This is a genomic window from Rhodopirellula sp. UH5 (assembly GCF_056839225.1).
The window spans coordinates 3,897,936-3,914,428 of record NZ_CM166390.1 but is presented as its reverse complement, the minus strand read 5'-3'; the positions used below and the strand labels follow the sequence as shown (position 1 = coordinate 3,914,428).

Here is a 16,493-nt window from a genome sequence, read left to right as displayed (position 1 = left end):
CAAAGACGGGATGCTTTGCTCCTCATGAATGAATCAAACGAGTTGACTCCCAATACGTTCTATATCGAGGTGACCGGTGCGGGACTTCCCGAAGTGGACGGGCTCTTTGTGCCCTCCACGGCGCCGCCAGCCGAGTCGGAATCAGGCACGGTCTCCAGCTTGGGATATTGGAACGGCAAGCTGGCGTGGGATCGTGCCGATGGAAAATCCGCCCGAAGCCCTGCGTTGTCTTATTCCAACACGTATCGGTCGTGGAGGATTTGTCGGCTGGATGGGCATCTTGCCTATGACATCACTTGCGAAGATGAGTTGCCGCCGACGGACAGGCCTTGGCATGTCTACAAGAAAGGCGTGGCACCCGCACCCAAGGTTGTGATCCATCACCACGATCCACGGCAACCCTGCCCGAAACCCAATGTGGTGTTTGTGCTCGGCGGCCCTGGTGCCGGGAAGGGAACGATGTGTGAATTGGCCGAGTCGCAACTGGGGTGGACTCACCTGTCGACAGGCGACTTGTTGCGAGCTGAACGCGAAGCCAATGGACCGCATGCGGCGACCATCGAAGAGATCATCACAGCGGGGAATCTGGTCCCCAGCACGATTGTGGTGAAGCTGCTGCAAGACGCGATGGAAAAGATCACGCGACACACCGGCAACCGGAACTTCTTGCTCGATGGGTTCCCACGATCGCAGTCAAACTTGGACGCGTGGTGTGAGGTCTTCGGCCGAGAGGCCGAACTGCCCAAGATGCTGTTCTTCGAGTGCCCGTACGAGGTTCTGGAAAAACGCGTTTTGGCTCGCGCCAAGTACACCGGACGACAGGACGACAATTTGGTGAGCTTGAAGTCGAGGTTCGACACCTTCAAAAAAGAAACGCTGCCGACCGTCCAGTTTTTCAAGAGCCAAGAGCGGTGCGTCGAATTGGACACCAGTCTGGATCGCCAGGCTGTTTACCAGCTTGTCTGCGAGCAGCTTTCCGAGCACACCGATTGCACGTTGGCAAACCAACCGTTGTCCGAGAGAGCCGAGATGTTGCTCGGATTGAGACCCTTCCCGAATTGATGCGACCTCCAGACCCGTCTCACGGCGGTCCCCGCCGTGAGATGTTGGGTTTTGATTGAACGCTTCGATCCTAACCAGGCAGGCGTCTTCGGGAATGTGAGCCGTTTGGCGTTGGCCACGGTTCCCATGCGCAACCGGGTTAACGCTGGACTGCGAAATGTTTGCTATTGGCGCTCCAACAGCGGATGCAATTTTTCTTCCGGCTCCTGTCTTTCTTCATCCCTACCGGGATGAAAACTTGCGCAAACGAATGCGTTCCATAACATCAAACATTTGGCAGTCCAGGCGAACGCCCAAACGGCTCACATGGTTTTTCCTGCCAGCCTGCTTGCGTGGGCTTCTAAGCAGGTACGCAGGTGTCATCGGGTATGTGAGCCGTTGGCGTTAGCCACGGTTTTCACGCGCAACCGGGGCTAACGCCCAAACGGCTCACATGGTTGTGCCCGATCATTCCAGCCGACCTGCTTAGGATAGCGATTGCTCCTCTGCCGGGAGATCAGATTCGTCTCGGTGGAGACCACCGAGCGACAGCTTGTTCCGCCCCCTTGGATCAACCGGGGATGAAGTCGCATTCCGGCGTCAGCGATTGAGCGAACAGCGTCAGCAACTTCGCGATCGCTTCGATGTCGCCGAGGCTGATCGTTTCGACGGCCGAGTGCATGTAGCGGTTGGGGATCGCGACCAATCCGGTGGCGACGCCTGAGCCGGAGATCTGCAGCACATTGGAATCGTTGGGTGCGGCTCGCCCGAGCGCGGCGGGTTGGTAGGCGATGTCGTTGTCATCGGCCAACTTCATCAATCTCGCCGCGACTTTTGCGTTGATGTTGGGGCCACGGAAAATCACCGGGCCGCCACCAATTTTGATATCGCCTTGTTGTTGTTTGTCGATCGTTGGGCAATCCGAGGCATGCGTGACGTCGACTGCGATGGCCACGTCAGGGTTGATGCGTCCGGCGGCAGTCCTGGCTCCCCGCAGCCCGATCTCTTCTTGCACGGTCGCGACGCTGTGCAGTTCGCACTGCAACGCTTGGTCGGAGGTGGCACAACGACGGGCCGTTTCAATCACCGTCCACATGCCGGTTTTGTTGTCCATGCCGGGGCCGCTGACCAAGTCGCCCAGCAATTCACGGTAGGCGAGGTCCAACGTCACGCAGTCGCCGATGCGGACCTTTGATTTGGCTTCTTCGCCATCTTTGGCTCCGATGTCCAGCCACATCTGTTCGAGCTTGACCACTTCGCCGCGTTCTTGCTGGGACAGAAGGTGAATCGGCTTGCGACTGATGACCGCGGAGACAGGGCCGTCGTCGGTCCACACCGTCATGGACTGGCCAATCAGTTGCTGTGGGTCCCAACCGCCGATCGTTTGGGCGTACAGGAAACCTTGTTCATCGATGTGCGAGATGAGCATCCCGATTTGGTCGCAGTGACCGGCCAGCATCAATTTTGGCGTCCCGGCCTTGCCGACTCGAGCGGTCAGGTTGCCGTGCACGTCGATGGAGACTTCTTCGCTGTGCGGTTTCAGGTACTGGCTGATCAGTTTCTGAATGGGTTCTTCGTAGCCCGAAGGGCTGGGTGTCAGAATCGATTGCTTGAAAAATTCGAGCGGTTGCATTTCAGTGGTCATCGAAGTTGCGAGGACGGAGTTGGCAGAACAGGGCTTTCTTCTGGTCAGGCAACGAGTAATCGAAGCCACATGATTTGAGGAAGTCTTCGGAGGAGCTGATCGCAAGGATTTCCATCACCCCGAGAGTGCGGGCTCGTTCGATGCAGTGGCCGACTAATTTGCGTCCCAGACCCAGTCGTTGAGCTTCAGGGTGCACGGCCAAACACTGCAGTTCGGCCAGTTTTGTGCTGTAGACCTCGATCGCCGCAAAACCGATGCAGCGTGGGCCGACCATGGCGACATAGCCGTGGCGAGTCAGTTCGATGATTTCGGCTTCGGTGCGAGAGAGCAGCAGGTGCTGTGAGACGAACGGACGCATCAAAGCATGGATGGCCTGGGCGTCCAGCGGGGTGGATTGTCGGACGGTGACTTCGTCCATCGACAGCGATTCGCCGGGTGGCGAGACCGGGGGCGCGTCAACGATCGGGGCGGGATCGGGAGAGGGAGTGTCAGCCAAAGCAAGCGTCTTTCATGAACGAAGTTCCACCGGTTCAGATGCGATCAGCAGTCATCGAAAACAGAAGTTTAGCAAATGGTGGCAAACCTTCGCGGGGGCATCCCGGAATCACGCCGTGTCCCGCGCGGGAAGGGCGGCAAGTTCAGCCCCAGCAAGCGTCAGCGGAGACAAACCGGAGAGACGATCTGCACAGCGTGAGGGGGGGCTCAGGACGAGGGCAGGTCATCGACCCGCAGCAACAGAATGACATGCTGGTCGTCTTGAAGGTGATCCGCGTCCCGAAGCATTTGGCGAGCCAGTCCGAAGGTGGGTTCGGTTTCGTCCGGTTGGTGCACGGGGGCGATCAGCAGTGTCAGATGGGGATTGGCCACCCATGACAGGTTCATCTCCGGCAATTCCCAGGTCGAGCGACCGGTCGCCAAGCGTGTGGCAGCTTCGCTGCTGATGAAACGTTGCTGGACCGATCCATGCTGGACCTCGGGGCGAATTTCCAAGGTGGCTTGGCCTGGGCCAGGCCCCAAGGTTGGGGTGAGTGACAGCGACATCTGGGGCGAGTCCAACGATCGGCCTGTGAGTTTGCCGTTCTCGTGAGCCAGCACCACATGAGAACCATCCAGCACGGTGGAGACAGGAAGTTCATGTCGCTGCGACGAACGCAGGGGAATGGTTTCGACTCCCGACGGACTGCGTCCCAGCACCCCGGCGGTGGAAAGCAATCGATTGATGGGGTCATCGTTCGCAGCAAGATTGTCTTCTGCCGTCTCGGGCAACGCATCGGGAGTGGCGATCAAACCAATGCGAAATCCGTTGAGCAGCCAGGCTTCGCGAATTTTCGGTGGGAAAGCGGTTTCGTCGACATGCTGCCAGAGCGATTCATCGAGGTCTTGGGTGCTGACGTGACGAAAGTCTGCCTGCAACGAAATGGTGTTGCGGCTCTTGTGAGTCAGCTTGGAAACCTGAGTGTGCTTGGATCTGGGGTGCGACTCGTCCAGGGACCCGTCGTTCCAAGCGCCGTTTGGGAAAAGCGAGCATCCCGAACCGAGCGTCGTGATCGCCAGCAGCGCGCAAAGCGTCCACCAACACCGCATCGGTGTCGTGATGGAGACTCGTTCAGAGGAACGAAAAAGCACGCGGAAATGCCGTCCTACCAAGTCGGAAAGAACCAGGGGAGTGTCGAATGAGCCGACCCTACGAATCCGCGACAAACGATGTCAAGTCAACTCTGGCAAGGAATCGCGACGCTTCAGTTTCACAGGATGCGATCGTTCTCAAACAACCGGTCGTGAGGCGGTTCCCGCTGTGAATTTGTGCTGGTCTCGGTGGGGGACCAGAGTAGAACAATTGTCCCCAATTGTTCCGTCTCGTCGCATTCAAAAGCCGAGCAGCGCCGCATCGGTTCACACCCGAACACCGTCCGCGTAACGCTTGGAAACACGTCCACCTGGGCAGGCAAACGGTTGGGGACACCCGTTCTACTCTCGTCTTGGTGGGTGACCACCGAGCGACCGATTTCGTTCAAGCCAGCAGGGCGATGAAGTGGCGGCAGAAATCGGGCAGGTCGTCGGGGCGGCGGCTGCTGACGTGGTGCCCGTCGACGACGACGGAGGCGTCTTCGAAGATCGCCCCTGCATTGACCAGGTCATCCTTGATGCCCGGGGATCCGGTCACGCGGACGCCTCGGTAGACGCCTGCTGAAATGGGGATCCAGCCACCGTGGCAGATCGCGGCGATGGGCTTTTTCGCCGCATCAAAGTCTCGGACGAGTTGCAATACCTTGGGATCTCGCCGCAATTTGTCGGGCATGAACCCGCCAGGAACCAGCAATCCGTCAAAGGAATGGGCTTCGCAGGCCTCGATGGCCAGGTCGCTGACGCAGGGGTAGCCCAGTTTGCCGTTGTATTTTTCTCCCGCTTTCGGGCCCGCGACAAAAAATTCCGCTCCGGCTTCGATCAGGCGGAGTTTGGGGTACCACAGTTCCAAGTCCTCGTAGATTTCGCCCACAAACGACAGAACTCGTTTGCCCGTGAGGGTCTGCGGCGAAACGGAATCGACGGAAACCGAGGTCGCGGGTTTGGAAGAGGAAGTTGGATCGGTCATGAATGGCACCGTGCGAGATTGGATTGGTCAGTTAGAATGGTCCGGCACTGAGTAGTTCAGCACAATGGTACCCTCCCTCCCCTGGTGGATAGAAACTCGTGGAAGCACTGTCGCGACCCAAAGACGATTTGTTCGACAATTCGACGATGACGTTCGGGGAGCATCTCGAAGAACTCCGAGGCTCTCTGGTCAAAGCAATCATTTGGTTGTTGATCGGATTGGCTGTTGGTCTGATGTTTGCCAACCGAGTGGTGCGTTTCATCCAGGAACCGCTCAAGCAAGCGATCATCGAGTACAACGCCGATCGCGACTTGAAGGAAATGGGGCTGCCGGACCGCAAGGAAGACCCGCAAGTCAGTCGTTTCTACGAATTCCTGACGTCCAATTCTCTGGTCGCGGACGTGGTGTACACATTGCCATCGGCCAGCGTCCCGGTGCCGACGGGAATTCCGTTGGCGGAGGCGGATGCGGCCGCCGATTTAGCCGTCGAATCGGAAGCGGGCGAGGAAGCCAGTTCCGATGCCGAAACCGGGGTGGAAGACCCAGCATCGCTGGCCATTCCGGAGAGAATCACGACGGCGGAATTGATGAAATCCATGGGGACCATCCCCAACCCGGATGAATTGGTGCCCATGATCCAGCTGCGTCGCAGCGAACGCGGATTGAGCTCGTTGAAGATCGAAGAGCCCTTCATGATTTGGGTGAAAGCCGGATTGATCGTCGGCGCGGTGCTCGCTTCACCGATGATCTTCTATCACCTGTGGTCGTTTGTTGCCGCTGGGTTGCACAACCACGAACGCCGCTACGTGTATGTGTACCTGCCGTTCAGCGTGGTGCTGTTTGTCTCGGGCGTCGTGCTCGCGTTTGGGTTGGTGTTGCACTACGTGTTGACGTTCTTGCTGCAATTCAATGGTTCGATGGATGTCGCCGTGGAACCTCGGCTGACGTACTACGTCAACTTTGTGTTGATGTTGCCGCTGGGATTCGGCGTCGCGTTCCAACTGCCATTGGTGATGTTGTTCCTGCAACGCATCGATTTGGTCCAAACGGAAGACTACATCAGCAGTTGGCGAGTCGCGGTGCTGGTGATCTTTGTGATCTCGATGATTGTCACACCGGCGGACGTGACCAGCATGATCGCGCTCGCGGTACCGCTGTTGTTCTTGTACTTCCTCGGGATCGTGATGTGCGCCTACATGCCACGGGGCAGGGGACTGGGCAGCGAAGCCTACGACCCCGCCTGATTGGATCGTTATACTCGGTCGTGGAACATTAACCCTTCTCCGCGACCGAGGTCTTCCAAGTTGACTGCCATAGTGGAACCGACGACCCATCCTTCGTTGCTGATGGCAACGCGCGATGGGTCCGCGGAAGCTTGGGGACGGTTTGTCCATTTATATGGACCTTTGATCTATCGTTGGACGCGGCGAAGTGGGCTGCAGAGCAGCGATGCGGCGGATGTCACCCAAGAGGTGCTGGTGTCGGTCTCAAAGGATTTGGGCAAATTTGATCCGCAACGAGCGGACGCGACTTTTCGAGGTTGGTTGTGGACGATCACACGACGCCGAATCGCCGATGCGGCCCGACGCGCCGACGATCAACAGTTGCTCGGGTCATCGGTCGATGAAATCGTTGCTGTGACCAAGCACGATGATCCTCCGACGGACGCCAATCTGGACCAGCAAACGCTGATCCGCCGCGCCGTCGCCGTTTATCGGGATCGATTTGATCCGAAGACCTGGCATGCGTTCTGGGCAACGGTGGTGGAGGGACGACAACCGGACGAAGTCGCTGAATCAATGGGAATGAGTCGTTGGAGTGTCTACAAAGCTCGGGCAAGAATCTCGCAGCGGCTGCGGGCAGAGTTGGCAGGTTTGCTTGAAAAGTCGAGTGATTGAACCGACAGGTGTCCAATCACTCGCGATGAAAGGGTGAAGACATCCTGTTTGTCACTCCAATCTGGAATTCGCGTCGATGATCGCCACCTCCTCATCAGCCTGTTTGTCGGAACAAGAAATCCGAGCGTTCTCTGCTGGGCGACTGCCTGAACAGCGATTCGGAGACGCCTTGGAACACCTGGATGTCTGTCCTGAATGCCAGCAACGAGCCGTCGTTGGCACGGATGATTCGGACCCGTTGTTCGCGGCGTTGGCCCAGAAGTCGTCGTCGGTGGACGATCCGATTTTGGCTGAACCAGATTGCCAGGTCGCGTTGATGCGAGCCCTGACCCGTCGCGTCGGTTCGCTGGATGGTGTGATGCCACCGATTGAAGTGTTGGGGCCCTATCGGTTGATCCGTCCATTGGGATGTGGCGGCATGGGAGCGGTGTACCTCGCCGAGCATCAACGACTGCGGCGTCAGTGCGCGGTGAAGTTATTGCCGAAGGAACGAGGTCTCGATCCCGATTGGCTGCAACGCTTTGAACGAGAGATGCAGGCCGTCGCGTCCCTTCAACACCCCAATATCGTGGCGGCGACCGATGCGGGGGACGCCTGTGGTTGGCACTACTTGGTGATGGAGTACCTCGACGGACTGGATCTGGCTGCCGTCGTTCGTCGATTGGGGCCGCTCAGCACCGGCATGGCCACCACCATTATGCGAGAGGCCTGTCAGGCTCTGGCGGCGCTACACGCGGCGGGTTTGGTACATCGCGATGTCAAGCCTTCCAACGTGATGTTGACTCGAGATGGTCAAGTCAAATTGCTCGATCTGGGGTTGGTGTTTGATGGTCAAGCAGCGGCGAATTTGCGAGTCACGACCGTGGGGCATGTTTTGGGGACTTTGGTGTTCGCCGCACCGGAGCAATTGTCCAACCGGTCCACCGTGGATCAAAGGGCGGATTTGTATGGTGTCGGCGCAACTCTATTCCAATTGCTCTGTGGTGAATCGGCTCATCAATCCAATCAAGGTGTCGCAACACTGGTGATCGAAAAGACCACCCAGCCCGCTCGGTCGCTGAGCAGCGTGGTGCCGAGTGTTCCAAAGGAACTGGATCAAGTTGTCGCGGATCTGTTGCAGCGACAAGCCGCTGATCGCCCCAACTCTGCGGCCGAAGTGGCGGATTCACTCGTTCGATTTGCCGATGATCCAGAACTCAGCGACCGAAGGGGTTTGAAACGCCTGATCGCTCAAGCGTTACGAAACGATGATCCTGAACCGCCCGCTTGGTCCACAGCAGTAGTGCCTGCACCCGATCCGTCGCGGTCACCCCCACGTCGATTCAATCGAACTTGGATGTTGGGACTCGGCGGCTGCTTTTTGTGTTTGTTGGCGGCGATCGTGGTGACCATCCAGACTGACCGGGGCACGTTGGTGATCGAAAGCCCACAAGATGATCTGCAGATCGAAATTGCGCGAGGCGATCAGGCGGTGGAAGAACTCGAAGTGGAAACGGGAGGCAACGCGATCACGCTTCGCAGTGGCACCTACAACGTGCAACTGAAAGCGAAATCCGATGGGATCACGCTGAGCCACAACCAAGTGACGGTTCGAAGAGGGGAAGAAACGGTCGTCCAAGTTCATCAAAGCACGTCACCGGTCACTGAGCTGACTGCAGAGGCAGCCTCGACGGCGGGCAAAGGTAAACTGTTTCAGGGGCTCCCTTTGTCACACTGGGTGAGACAAATGGAGGTGGAACGCGACGTCGATACGTTGGTCGTTGCGATGAACGCAATCGCCGGTTTGGTTGACTCAGAAGATGTGGATGCGGCGCATGCCATTCTGCGTGCGTCCCGTCGGCTGGGTGGATGGGTCGCCGGAACCAATGACCCATCGGGTCGCTTCATGGAACAGATCAACGATCCTTTTCGGCAGATGTTTCCACAACCCGGCATTGCGGCGATCAGTCGTGAATTTCCTGAATCGAATGCAAGCAGTCGAGCCGCTTGTTTATGGTTGCTGAACAACTTCAGCACTGACGAAGCGAGCTACAACGCGTTGCACGACTGGGCCGAAGAACAAGCCGCGAAGTCCACTCCGGCACAACCGAAACGATTGCATGACCGTTTGCAGGAACTGCTTCAGGCGGCGGGAAACCTGGACTCTCAAAGTCATGCCGCGGCAATCGGTATTTCGCTTCAATTGGCGATCGCCATGCAGTTACCGCTTCGGCAAGAGCACGAGTTGGAAGAACACTTGCGAGGTCAAGTTGCAAAACTGACTGCTGAGTCGGATTTGAAGATACCTCTTAAGAAGCGGTTGGGATGGCTTCGCGATGAACTGGCGAAGTCGAATGTCGATCAGTTGTCTTCGGTGTCGTATCCATCCCTCAATCCTTGGGAAATCCTTGCCGCGATTGATCTGGGGATCGATATGAACTCCAGTTTGCTTGTCAATTCATTGCTATTTGATGTTGGCAATTGGAATTCAGGTCCTGCTCCACTGCAAAACAAGCGAAATCGAGAGTATTGGGAGCGGTTGGAATCCGAGCCAGAAACAATCGCCGATGAGACGATCGTTTGGTTGGCAACATACAATCCGCAAATGGCCGGTGGGAATCAACATCTCACGAACACGCTTTGCCGAAACGAAGGTTTCTGGATCAAAACCTTGCCGTTGATTTCACAACATACCGGTGACCCGTCGAGTTGGACGCGGCTTCTTCGGATGGTTCGCGTGCCGGAAGACGCGAAGGATGAACGCTGGAAGCCGACGCAAGGCTCTGGTGAATTCTGGGGCACCGCTTCACCGGAGTTGCACTCAGCGGTTCAACAAGCAATCGAAATTGCCGAGCAGCGCGTGCAGGACCATTTTGCAGATCGGACGCTGGAGGACCTGCGGTCGATCCAGTTGCCTGACAGTGCGGATCCATTGTATGAAGCCGAGTCCCCTGACGCCCGTTATATTGCGTTCGTCGGGGCGGTCCTCGATTCGGACGGCCGACGACAAGGTTTGTTTTGTTATGACCGGATCTTGAGCAACCTACAGCTCTTGATACCCGAAGCACTCAAGACTCGTCCAGCTTGGTCACCTGATTCAAAGCAGTTGGCGATCGGAAAGGCTGAGGGCTACGTCAGCAGCTATCCACTGGTGATCGTCAACATCGAAACGGGGGATGTTGATGAAACCGGGGTGGAAGGTGCGGGCGCTGCATGGTCGCCCGACGGACGATGGGTGGCGGTTTCCACTGCCTTTGATGGAGGTGGGACTTGGCTGGAAGGTGTGCCGATCAGTGGTCAGTTGGCGATCTGGGACACCCAAAACCGCAAACTCATTTCGGTCGTCACGGGGGAAGATGGTTCGGGGAGCATTCAGCCTCAATGGGCCCCTGAGGGCGACTACTTGGCTTGGTATCAAACCGATCGAGCAAAAACAGACAAGCGAACCGGTGGGAAGCCGAAACGCCGTTCGGATGTGTGGGGTGCTCGCGTGCAGCGGGGCAAGACGGCCGATGCCCAACCTGTTGTCGGTCAGCCGGAGTTGCTTTTGCAGGACGTTCAGAAATTTGAATGGTCCGACGATGGAAGCGGTGTCGTCGCCATTGGGAGCGATGGATTATTGGTGATTAGAAAAGTCGGCGTTGACGGATGATTGGGCGGCGTGGGGTTCCCTTGGCGGTAAGTTCGCCGGTTTCGATGGACAATGGTTCGGATAGCTCGAGTTGCTTCGCCTTGGTTCCTGGTGGAAGGATCTCGGCCAAGCATGATTCGATGGCATCGCGGCCGGGTTGGGCATCAGCGGTTGTCTGCGAATGATCACGCGAGAGCAGCAACCAAAGCTCGCCTTGGTGATGCAGCAGGACCGCTTGTTCGATTCCCTGCAACTGCAACAGTTGGCGTTCGATGGTGGCGGGAAAGACTTTGAAGCCATTGTCCAGCACGATCACATCGTCGGCTCGACCCAGGATTTGAAATTGGCCATCGTCGTGGATCTCAATCAGGTCACCGGTGTCGAGCCAACCGTCCGGTGAAATCTTCTGCCGTGTTGCGGATTCATCATCGAGGTAGCCGAGCATCACGCCCGGACCTCGGACATGCAGGCGTCCTTCTTTCACTTTGGATTCCCAACCCGCGACCAGCGGTCCGACGCGATTGGGAGTCGCGTTGTCAGGCGACGCACTGCAGATCACCGGTGACGATTCCGTGCAGCCGTAACCTTGGATGACGCCGATGTTGTTTCGTTGGCATCGCTCGAATTGCTCGGAGGACATCGCGACGCCGCCACAGCCGAGCAACCGCAAAGCTTGCAGATTGGATGGCCCCGATTCGATTCGGTTCAGAATGTCATCGATCAACACGGGCACAGCGTTGATCAATGTCGGCGAGAGCGTGTCGGGGAGCGAACGCCAGGTTGACCGGCCTCGGCCGAGACTCCATCGGCATCCCGAAAGCAACCACGTCCCCATGTCGCTGGTTCGAGCGTAGGCGTGAGCGATGGACAGCAACGACAGTCGCAGGTCCGAGGTCTGTTGGGGGACCGCCAGCAGTTTTGCCTTCGCGTTGGTCGTGAGATTGTGCTGGGAAAGCATCACGCCACGAGGTTTGGCTGTCGTGCCGCTTGTCCACAGAACCAGCGAAGGTGAGTGAAGGTCAACTTCGCGGGCGGATGCTTCAAGATTTGAGATCGCCTCACTCAGGCTGGTGGCGCAAGTGGCTGCGTGATGACTCTCGTGGTCCCAGTGCTTCTCGTGGTCCCAATGCTTCTCGTGGTCCCAGTGCAACGCTTTCGATCGTTGGACCAGGGTTTTCTGTTGAGGTTTCGGCAGGAACGCATCGATGGGGATCTCGGTGACGCCTGCAGCGATGCAGGCCAAGGACAACACCACCTCGTTGGGGTGGTTGGTGCACGAGTACGTCATGCGTTTGGGCGAGTCGCTCCAGGGCAATTCCGTTCGCAGTACGCTCGCGGTCGTGTTGACCCTGCGGGCCAGTTCACCCCAGGTGCAAGTCGCATCTCCCGTTCGGGAATCGAGCACAGCGACCTTGTCGGGTTGCTGTTTCGCTTGCTGCAACAACGCCGAGAGCAAGTGTGGGACTTCAGCCGTTTTCATGATCGGCGTCCTGTGCTCGAGTCAGCTCGTACAGGAAAATGGCCGAGGCGACTCCCACGTTGAGACTGTCCGTGTTGTTTCGCATCGGCAGCGTGCTGCGGTGGGTGGCTGCTTTGGCAACCTCGGGTGGCAAGCCCTTGGCCTCGTTGCCGACGATCAAGATCCGTCGCTTGGACGTGACCGCTTGGGGGAGATCAATCAGAGGAATCGCAGTGTCATCCAACAGGGTGGCGATCGAGGCGAATCCGGCGGTCGCCAGGTCACGCAATTGTTCGGCGGGTTGGTCAAATTGATAGAAGCGATGGCGAAACACCGACGCCATGCTGACTCGGATCACGCGTCGTGTCATCGGCGAGATTGTTCGCGGTCCCAGAAGAATGTCTCGCACGCCCAACGCAGCGGCGGAACGAAGCAGGCTGCCCACGTTTTCAGGATCGCTCAGGCCGACCAGAGCCAACGCCAATGATGGCTGGGCTGTGTCGCGAAAGTCCTCCATCGGGTGGATGGTGGGGCTGACACCATGCGCCAGCACGCCCCGGTGAAAGTCGTAGCCGGCAAGCTGTTTGCCGAGTTCCCGGGCGATCAGGTAGACGGGCACACCTTTGGGAATCAGAGGCAAGAACTTTGCTTCACGCCCCTCGTGGATCAGCACGGACCGAACCCCCAGATCGCTTTGCAACAAACGGCGTACGACCACGCTGCCTTCGGCGATGAATCCTTCCTCCGCTTCACGATGCCGCAAATCGCGGTAAGGCGAGAGCCGGGGGTCATCGAGGTCCCTCATGGTTTCGGTCAAGCGTCTGGTTCCGTTTGTGCGGGTTGTGCGGGATTTGTGTCGATCCAGCGGCGCAATTGTGCCAGGAGGCTCAACTGATTTGGAGTGAGTGTTCGTCACGACCCGAAGGATGCACGGGAAGGTCGTTGTTTGAACGAGCTTTCACTTTTTGCATGACCCGTCAAGGAAGACGACCGCAATGCTGGAATCTACATGGGATTGGTGGTTTGGTGACGCCCCCTCGCTTCGTCGCACCACGCTGAGACTCCCCTCCACGCTGAGACTCCGCTGCACGCGGGGACTTCGCTGCACACCGAGACATTTTGCCGAAATCTCGGCAAAGCGTTTGAGCGAAACGATGCGTTGGATCCGAGGGATTCAGCCAAGTCGGCGAACGTTTGCTTGGGTCTTGTCTGGGTGTCTGGTCTCGACCGCTTCGGTCAGTGTTGCTGACGATCCGTTGGCATTGACTGCCGCGGATGCCCAGGTGGCGTCGCTGCCCAGTGGCTTTTTTGCCGCGGCCGGATTCGCGATGATCAATGATGATGAAGTCGCTGACGCGGCGGAGGTTGCCGATGCGGCAAGCCAAGCGGAATCAGCGAACGCTGACGAAGCTCGCCGGCAACGTTTGCGGGACCTGCTTCGCAACGATGCGGAAACCGATCGGGCAGAAGCCAACAACGACAAGGACCGAATGTCGTTGCGGGATGAGATCATTGCCGACGCGAAAGAAGATGAAAAGGATGAGGGCGGCATGTTCTCGCAACCATTCATCAGCGAACGGTTGCCCGATGTCACCAACGGCCGCATCGAGTTGCCATCGCTGCGAGCGGTGTCGTTGGACAAGTCGTCGATTGGCAATGGTCGTTTGCCGGACGATTTTGACTCGCAAGAAGACGGGGTTGTGATCCCTCTTCCCGAGGAACCGTTTGCTCGTGGCATGGTCGCGGCCGGAGCGGTTTTGCCTTGGGCTGCACCGAACACGTATTCGCATCCGTTGTACTTCGAAGACCGAATGTTGGAACGACACGGTCACGAACGATGGGGATGCATGCAACCGATCGCCGCCGGGGCTCGGTTCTTCACGACGATTCCGATGCTGCCTTACCTGGCAACGATTCAGGAACCGTGTGACATCGTTTACAGCAAGGGCTATTTCCGAGCTGGATCATCGGCACCTTGCGTGATGCAGCGACCGCCGCTGGAACGGCGTGCTGTTGTGGTTGAAGCCGCCGCGATTGCGGGCGGAATCATCGCTCTGCCTTAGTGGCCGAGTGATTTGGTGAACGAAACTATCCGCCTCTGCGGCTGGGCACTGACAAGGATGTCGGTGCGAGCAGAGGGAACCATCCTGATATGGAATCGAGATTGCCATGGATCGGCAAACGTCTCTCTCTTTGCGCAAACAAACCCGTCGTCGTCGCTTGGCCTCATGGCTGGGCGTCGCGGTGGCGGCATCCACGCTGACCAGCGGATGCCATTGGGCGCAGAAAATCCCGGACGGTCCGCACGACACCAAGACGTCGTACCACGACCATTCGGCGATGCGGATCGAGTATCCCGAGGTGGCCCAGTGTGCCACGCCGGTTGTGTCGGCGGCGGTTTCCGCGGCTCAGCCCAACACGCTGGAAGACCCCGCGAATTTGCCCAGCGTCGAGCTGACGCTCGAACAAGCGGTTCAGCAGGCGTTGCGTTCCAGCCCGGTGCTGCGAACGATTGGTGGCACGGTGGTGAGTGCTCCAACATCCGCGACGACGGTCTTCACGCCAGGTCTGGCAAACGCCGATCCGCTGGGCGGTGTGGAAGCGGCACTGGCCAACTTTGATGCTCAGTACAGCCAATCGTTGTTCTGGAACAAAGTGGATCAGCCCCAGAACATCGCTTCGGCAGGTTTGGGAGCGGCATTCACACCGACCACCTCTCAAGCCACCCAAGCCACGTTCTCCAACGAACTGTCCAAACGCACCGCCACCGGTGCCCAGTTCGCTTTGCGGAGCAACATTGGTTACGACCGAAACAACCGACCATTTCGTCAGTTCCAAAGTGATTTCATTGGCTACCTCGAAGCGGAGTACCGTCAACCTTTGATGCGAGGTGCCGGGACAACTTACAACCGGATCGCGGGATCGGCTGGGGCCAACGGCGTGGTCGGCCAGTACAACGGAGTTTTGATCGCTCGGGTCAACGAAGACGTTGCCTTGGCTGATTTCGAGGCCGCGGTGATCCAGTTGGTTTCCGATGTGGAGCAAGCCTACTGGGACCTGACGACTTCGTACCGATTGTTGGAAGCGACCGCGAAGGGCCGGGAATCGGCGTTGCAAACGTTCCAGTACCAACAGGTGCGATTGGAAGTCGGCACGGGCCGGCGTGACGAGGAAGCTCAAGCTCGTTCGCAGTACTACCAATTCGAGGCTCAAGTCAAATCCGCTTTGGCGGGCGAGAACGGTTTGTACGCTCGCGAACAAGCCTTGCGTTATCTGATTGGCTTGCCTGCGACCGACGGTGCTTTGTTGCGTCCGACCACCGATCCACTCAACGCGAAAGTCGTGTTTGATTGGCAAAGTGCGTTGGGACAAGCGCTTGATCGCCGCGTCGAAGTGCGTCGCCAAAAGTACACGGTCAAACGCCGTGAAATGGAACTGCTGGCGTCGCGTTTGAACCGTCGACCGCAAATGGACTTCGTCGGCCAATACCGCTGGCGAGGTTTGGGAGACAACTTGATCGGACCTGGCGATCAAGGGCTCAACGACAACTTGGTCGATTCGATCACGGGCGGGAACTACCAGGAGTGGACCGCCGGCGTCGAGTTTTTGGCGCCGATCGGATTGCGTGCCGCCAGTTCCGCCGTGGCTCATGCCAAGCTGAACCTGCAACGTGAACGTGCCGTTCTGGCCGAAACCGAACTGCGGATCAGCCACGATTTGTCCGATGCGGCTCGTTCCATTGACCTGACATTTGAATTGGTGGAAACCAATTACAACCGCTACTTGGCGGATTTGCGTCAGGTGGAGGTGCTGCGTCGCCGCTATCGTGACGGGACCGACAACATCAACTTCTTGTTGCAAGCCCAGCGGCAGGTGGTCACCAGCGAATCGGAGTTCTACAGCTCGATCAGCGACTACAACCTGGCCATTCGAGATTTCCACCAAGAGAAGGGATCGTTGTTGGCTTACAACCAAGTCAACTTGACCGAGGGAGCTTGGTGCCCAGGTGCCGAACGCGATGCGTATGAGCTGGGACGATTCCTCGAACCACGTCGTCATCCCGAGAAGGTCTCCGCACCACGTCCATTGACGTCGGGGCAGTTTGATCCGACCGCGGTTCAGTCGACGATGGGAGCGACTTCCTACGAAGCCACGCAGCCTGCACCGGCAACGTCGGAAATCGCTCAGCCGGTGCCCATGGCACAAGACGGCATGATCGAAGTTGAGGTCACGCCAAGCAATTGAGC

The 16,493-nt window shown here is 58.0% G+C and carries 12 protein-coding genes; 6 read left to right on the top strand and 6 right to left on the bottom strand.

From position 1 onward, the window contains the following. Positions 1–24 precede the first annotated feature (24 nt). Positions 25–1,062, top strand: coding sequence for a nucleoside monophosphate kinase (locus UH5x_RS13985; protein ID WP_482632743.1), 1,038 nt, complete (start codon positions 25–27; stop codon positions 1,060–1,062). Between the two features lie 550 nt (positions 1,063–1,612). Here UH5x_RS13985 and UH5x_RS13980 read toward each other — a convergent pair. The 4 genes from UH5x_RS13980 to UH5x_RS13965 form a co-directional block, all read right to left on the bottom strand. Next, positions 1,613–2,674, bottom strand: a complete 1,062-nt coding sequence (locus UH5x_RS13980; protein ID WP_482635994.1) for a M42 family metallopeptidase — start codon at positions 2,672–2,674, stop codon at positions 1,613–1,615. 1 nt (position 2,675) lies between these two features. Then, the gene (locus UH5x_RS13975; RefSeq protein ID WP_173442707.1) at positions 2,676–3,104 is read right to left on the bottom strand and encodes a GNAT family N-acetyltransferase; all 429 of its coding nucleotides are present in this window, start codon (positions 3,102–3,104) and stop codon (positions 2,676–2,678) included. 284 nt (positions 3,105–3,388) lie between these two features. Then, positions 3,389–4,312: a hypothetical protein gene (locus UH5x_RS13970; protein WP_482632742.1), complete on the bottom strand. Its 924-nt coding sequence runs from the start codon at positions 4,310–4,312 to the stop codon at positions 3,389–3,391. Between the two features lie 385 nt (positions 4,313–4,697). Next, entirely contained in the window at positions 4,698–5,279 is a 582-nt protein-coding gene (locus tag UH5x_RS13965; RefSeq protein WP_047815818.1) for a type 1 glutamine amidotransferase domain-containing protein, read from the bottom strand. 98 nt (positions 5,280–5,377) lie between these two features. Between UH5x_RS13965 and tatC the strand changes: the two genes are divergently transcribed. From tatC to UH5x_RS13950, 3 genes are all read left to right on the top strand, one after another. Continuing rightward, complete coding sequence (gene tatC / locus UH5x_RS13960; protein WP_047815817.1) at positions 5,378–6,523, top strand: twin-arginine translocase subunit TatC; 1,146 nt, start codon at positions 5,378–5,380, stop codon at positions 6,521–6,523. A gap of 60 nt (positions 6,524–6,583) precedes the next feature. Then, positions 6,584–7,177, top strand: coding sequence for an RNA polymerase sigma factor (locus UH5x_RS13955; RefSeq protein ID WP_348201701.1), 594 nt, complete (start codon positions 6,584–6,586; stop codon positions 7,175–7,177). A 76-nt stretch (positions 7,178–7,253) separates the two neighbouring features. Beyond that, a complete protein-coding gene (locus UH5x_RS13950) occupies positions 7,254–10,808 on the top strand; it encodes a serine/threonine protein kinase (protein ID WP_482632741.1) in 3,555 nt (1,184 codons plus the stop codon). Here the strand turns inward: UH5x_RS13950 and UH5x_RS13945 are convergent. Next, entirely contained in the window at positions 10,783–12,267 is a 1,485-nt protein-coding gene (locus tag UH5x_RS13945) for a class I adenylate-forming enzyme family protein (RefSeq protein ID WP_482632740.1), read from the bottom strand. The genes UH5x_RS13950 and UH5x_RS13945 overlap by 26 nt on opposite strands. Further along, the gene (locus tag UH5x_RS13940; protein WP_482632739.1) at positions 12,254–13,063 is read right to left on the bottom strand and encodes a TrmH family RNA methyltransferase; all 810 of its coding nucleotides are present in this window, start codon (positions 13,061–13,063) and stop codon (positions 12,254–12,256) included. Before UH5x_RS13940 ends, UH5x_RS13945 begins: the two co-directional genes overlap by 14 nt. Positions 13,064–13,241: 178 nt before the next feature. Between UH5x_RS13940 and UH5x_RS13935 the strand changes: the two genes are divergently transcribed. Both UH5x_RS13935 and UH5x_RS13930 read left to right on the top strand, forming a co-directional pair. Beyond that, the gene (locus UH5x_RS13935; protein WP_482632738.1) at positions 13,242–14,309 is read left to right on the top strand and encodes a hypothetical protein; all 1,068 of its coding nucleotides are present in this window, start codon (positions 13,242–13,244) and stop codon (positions 14,307–14,309) included. A 106-nt stretch (positions 14,310–14,415) separates the two neighbouring features. Further along, a complete protein-coding gene (locus UH5x_RS13930) occupies positions 14,416–16,491 on the top strand; it encodes a TolC family protein (protein WP_047815815.1) in 2,076 nt (691 codons plus the stop codon). Positions 16,492–16,493: the final 2 nt, after the last annotated feature.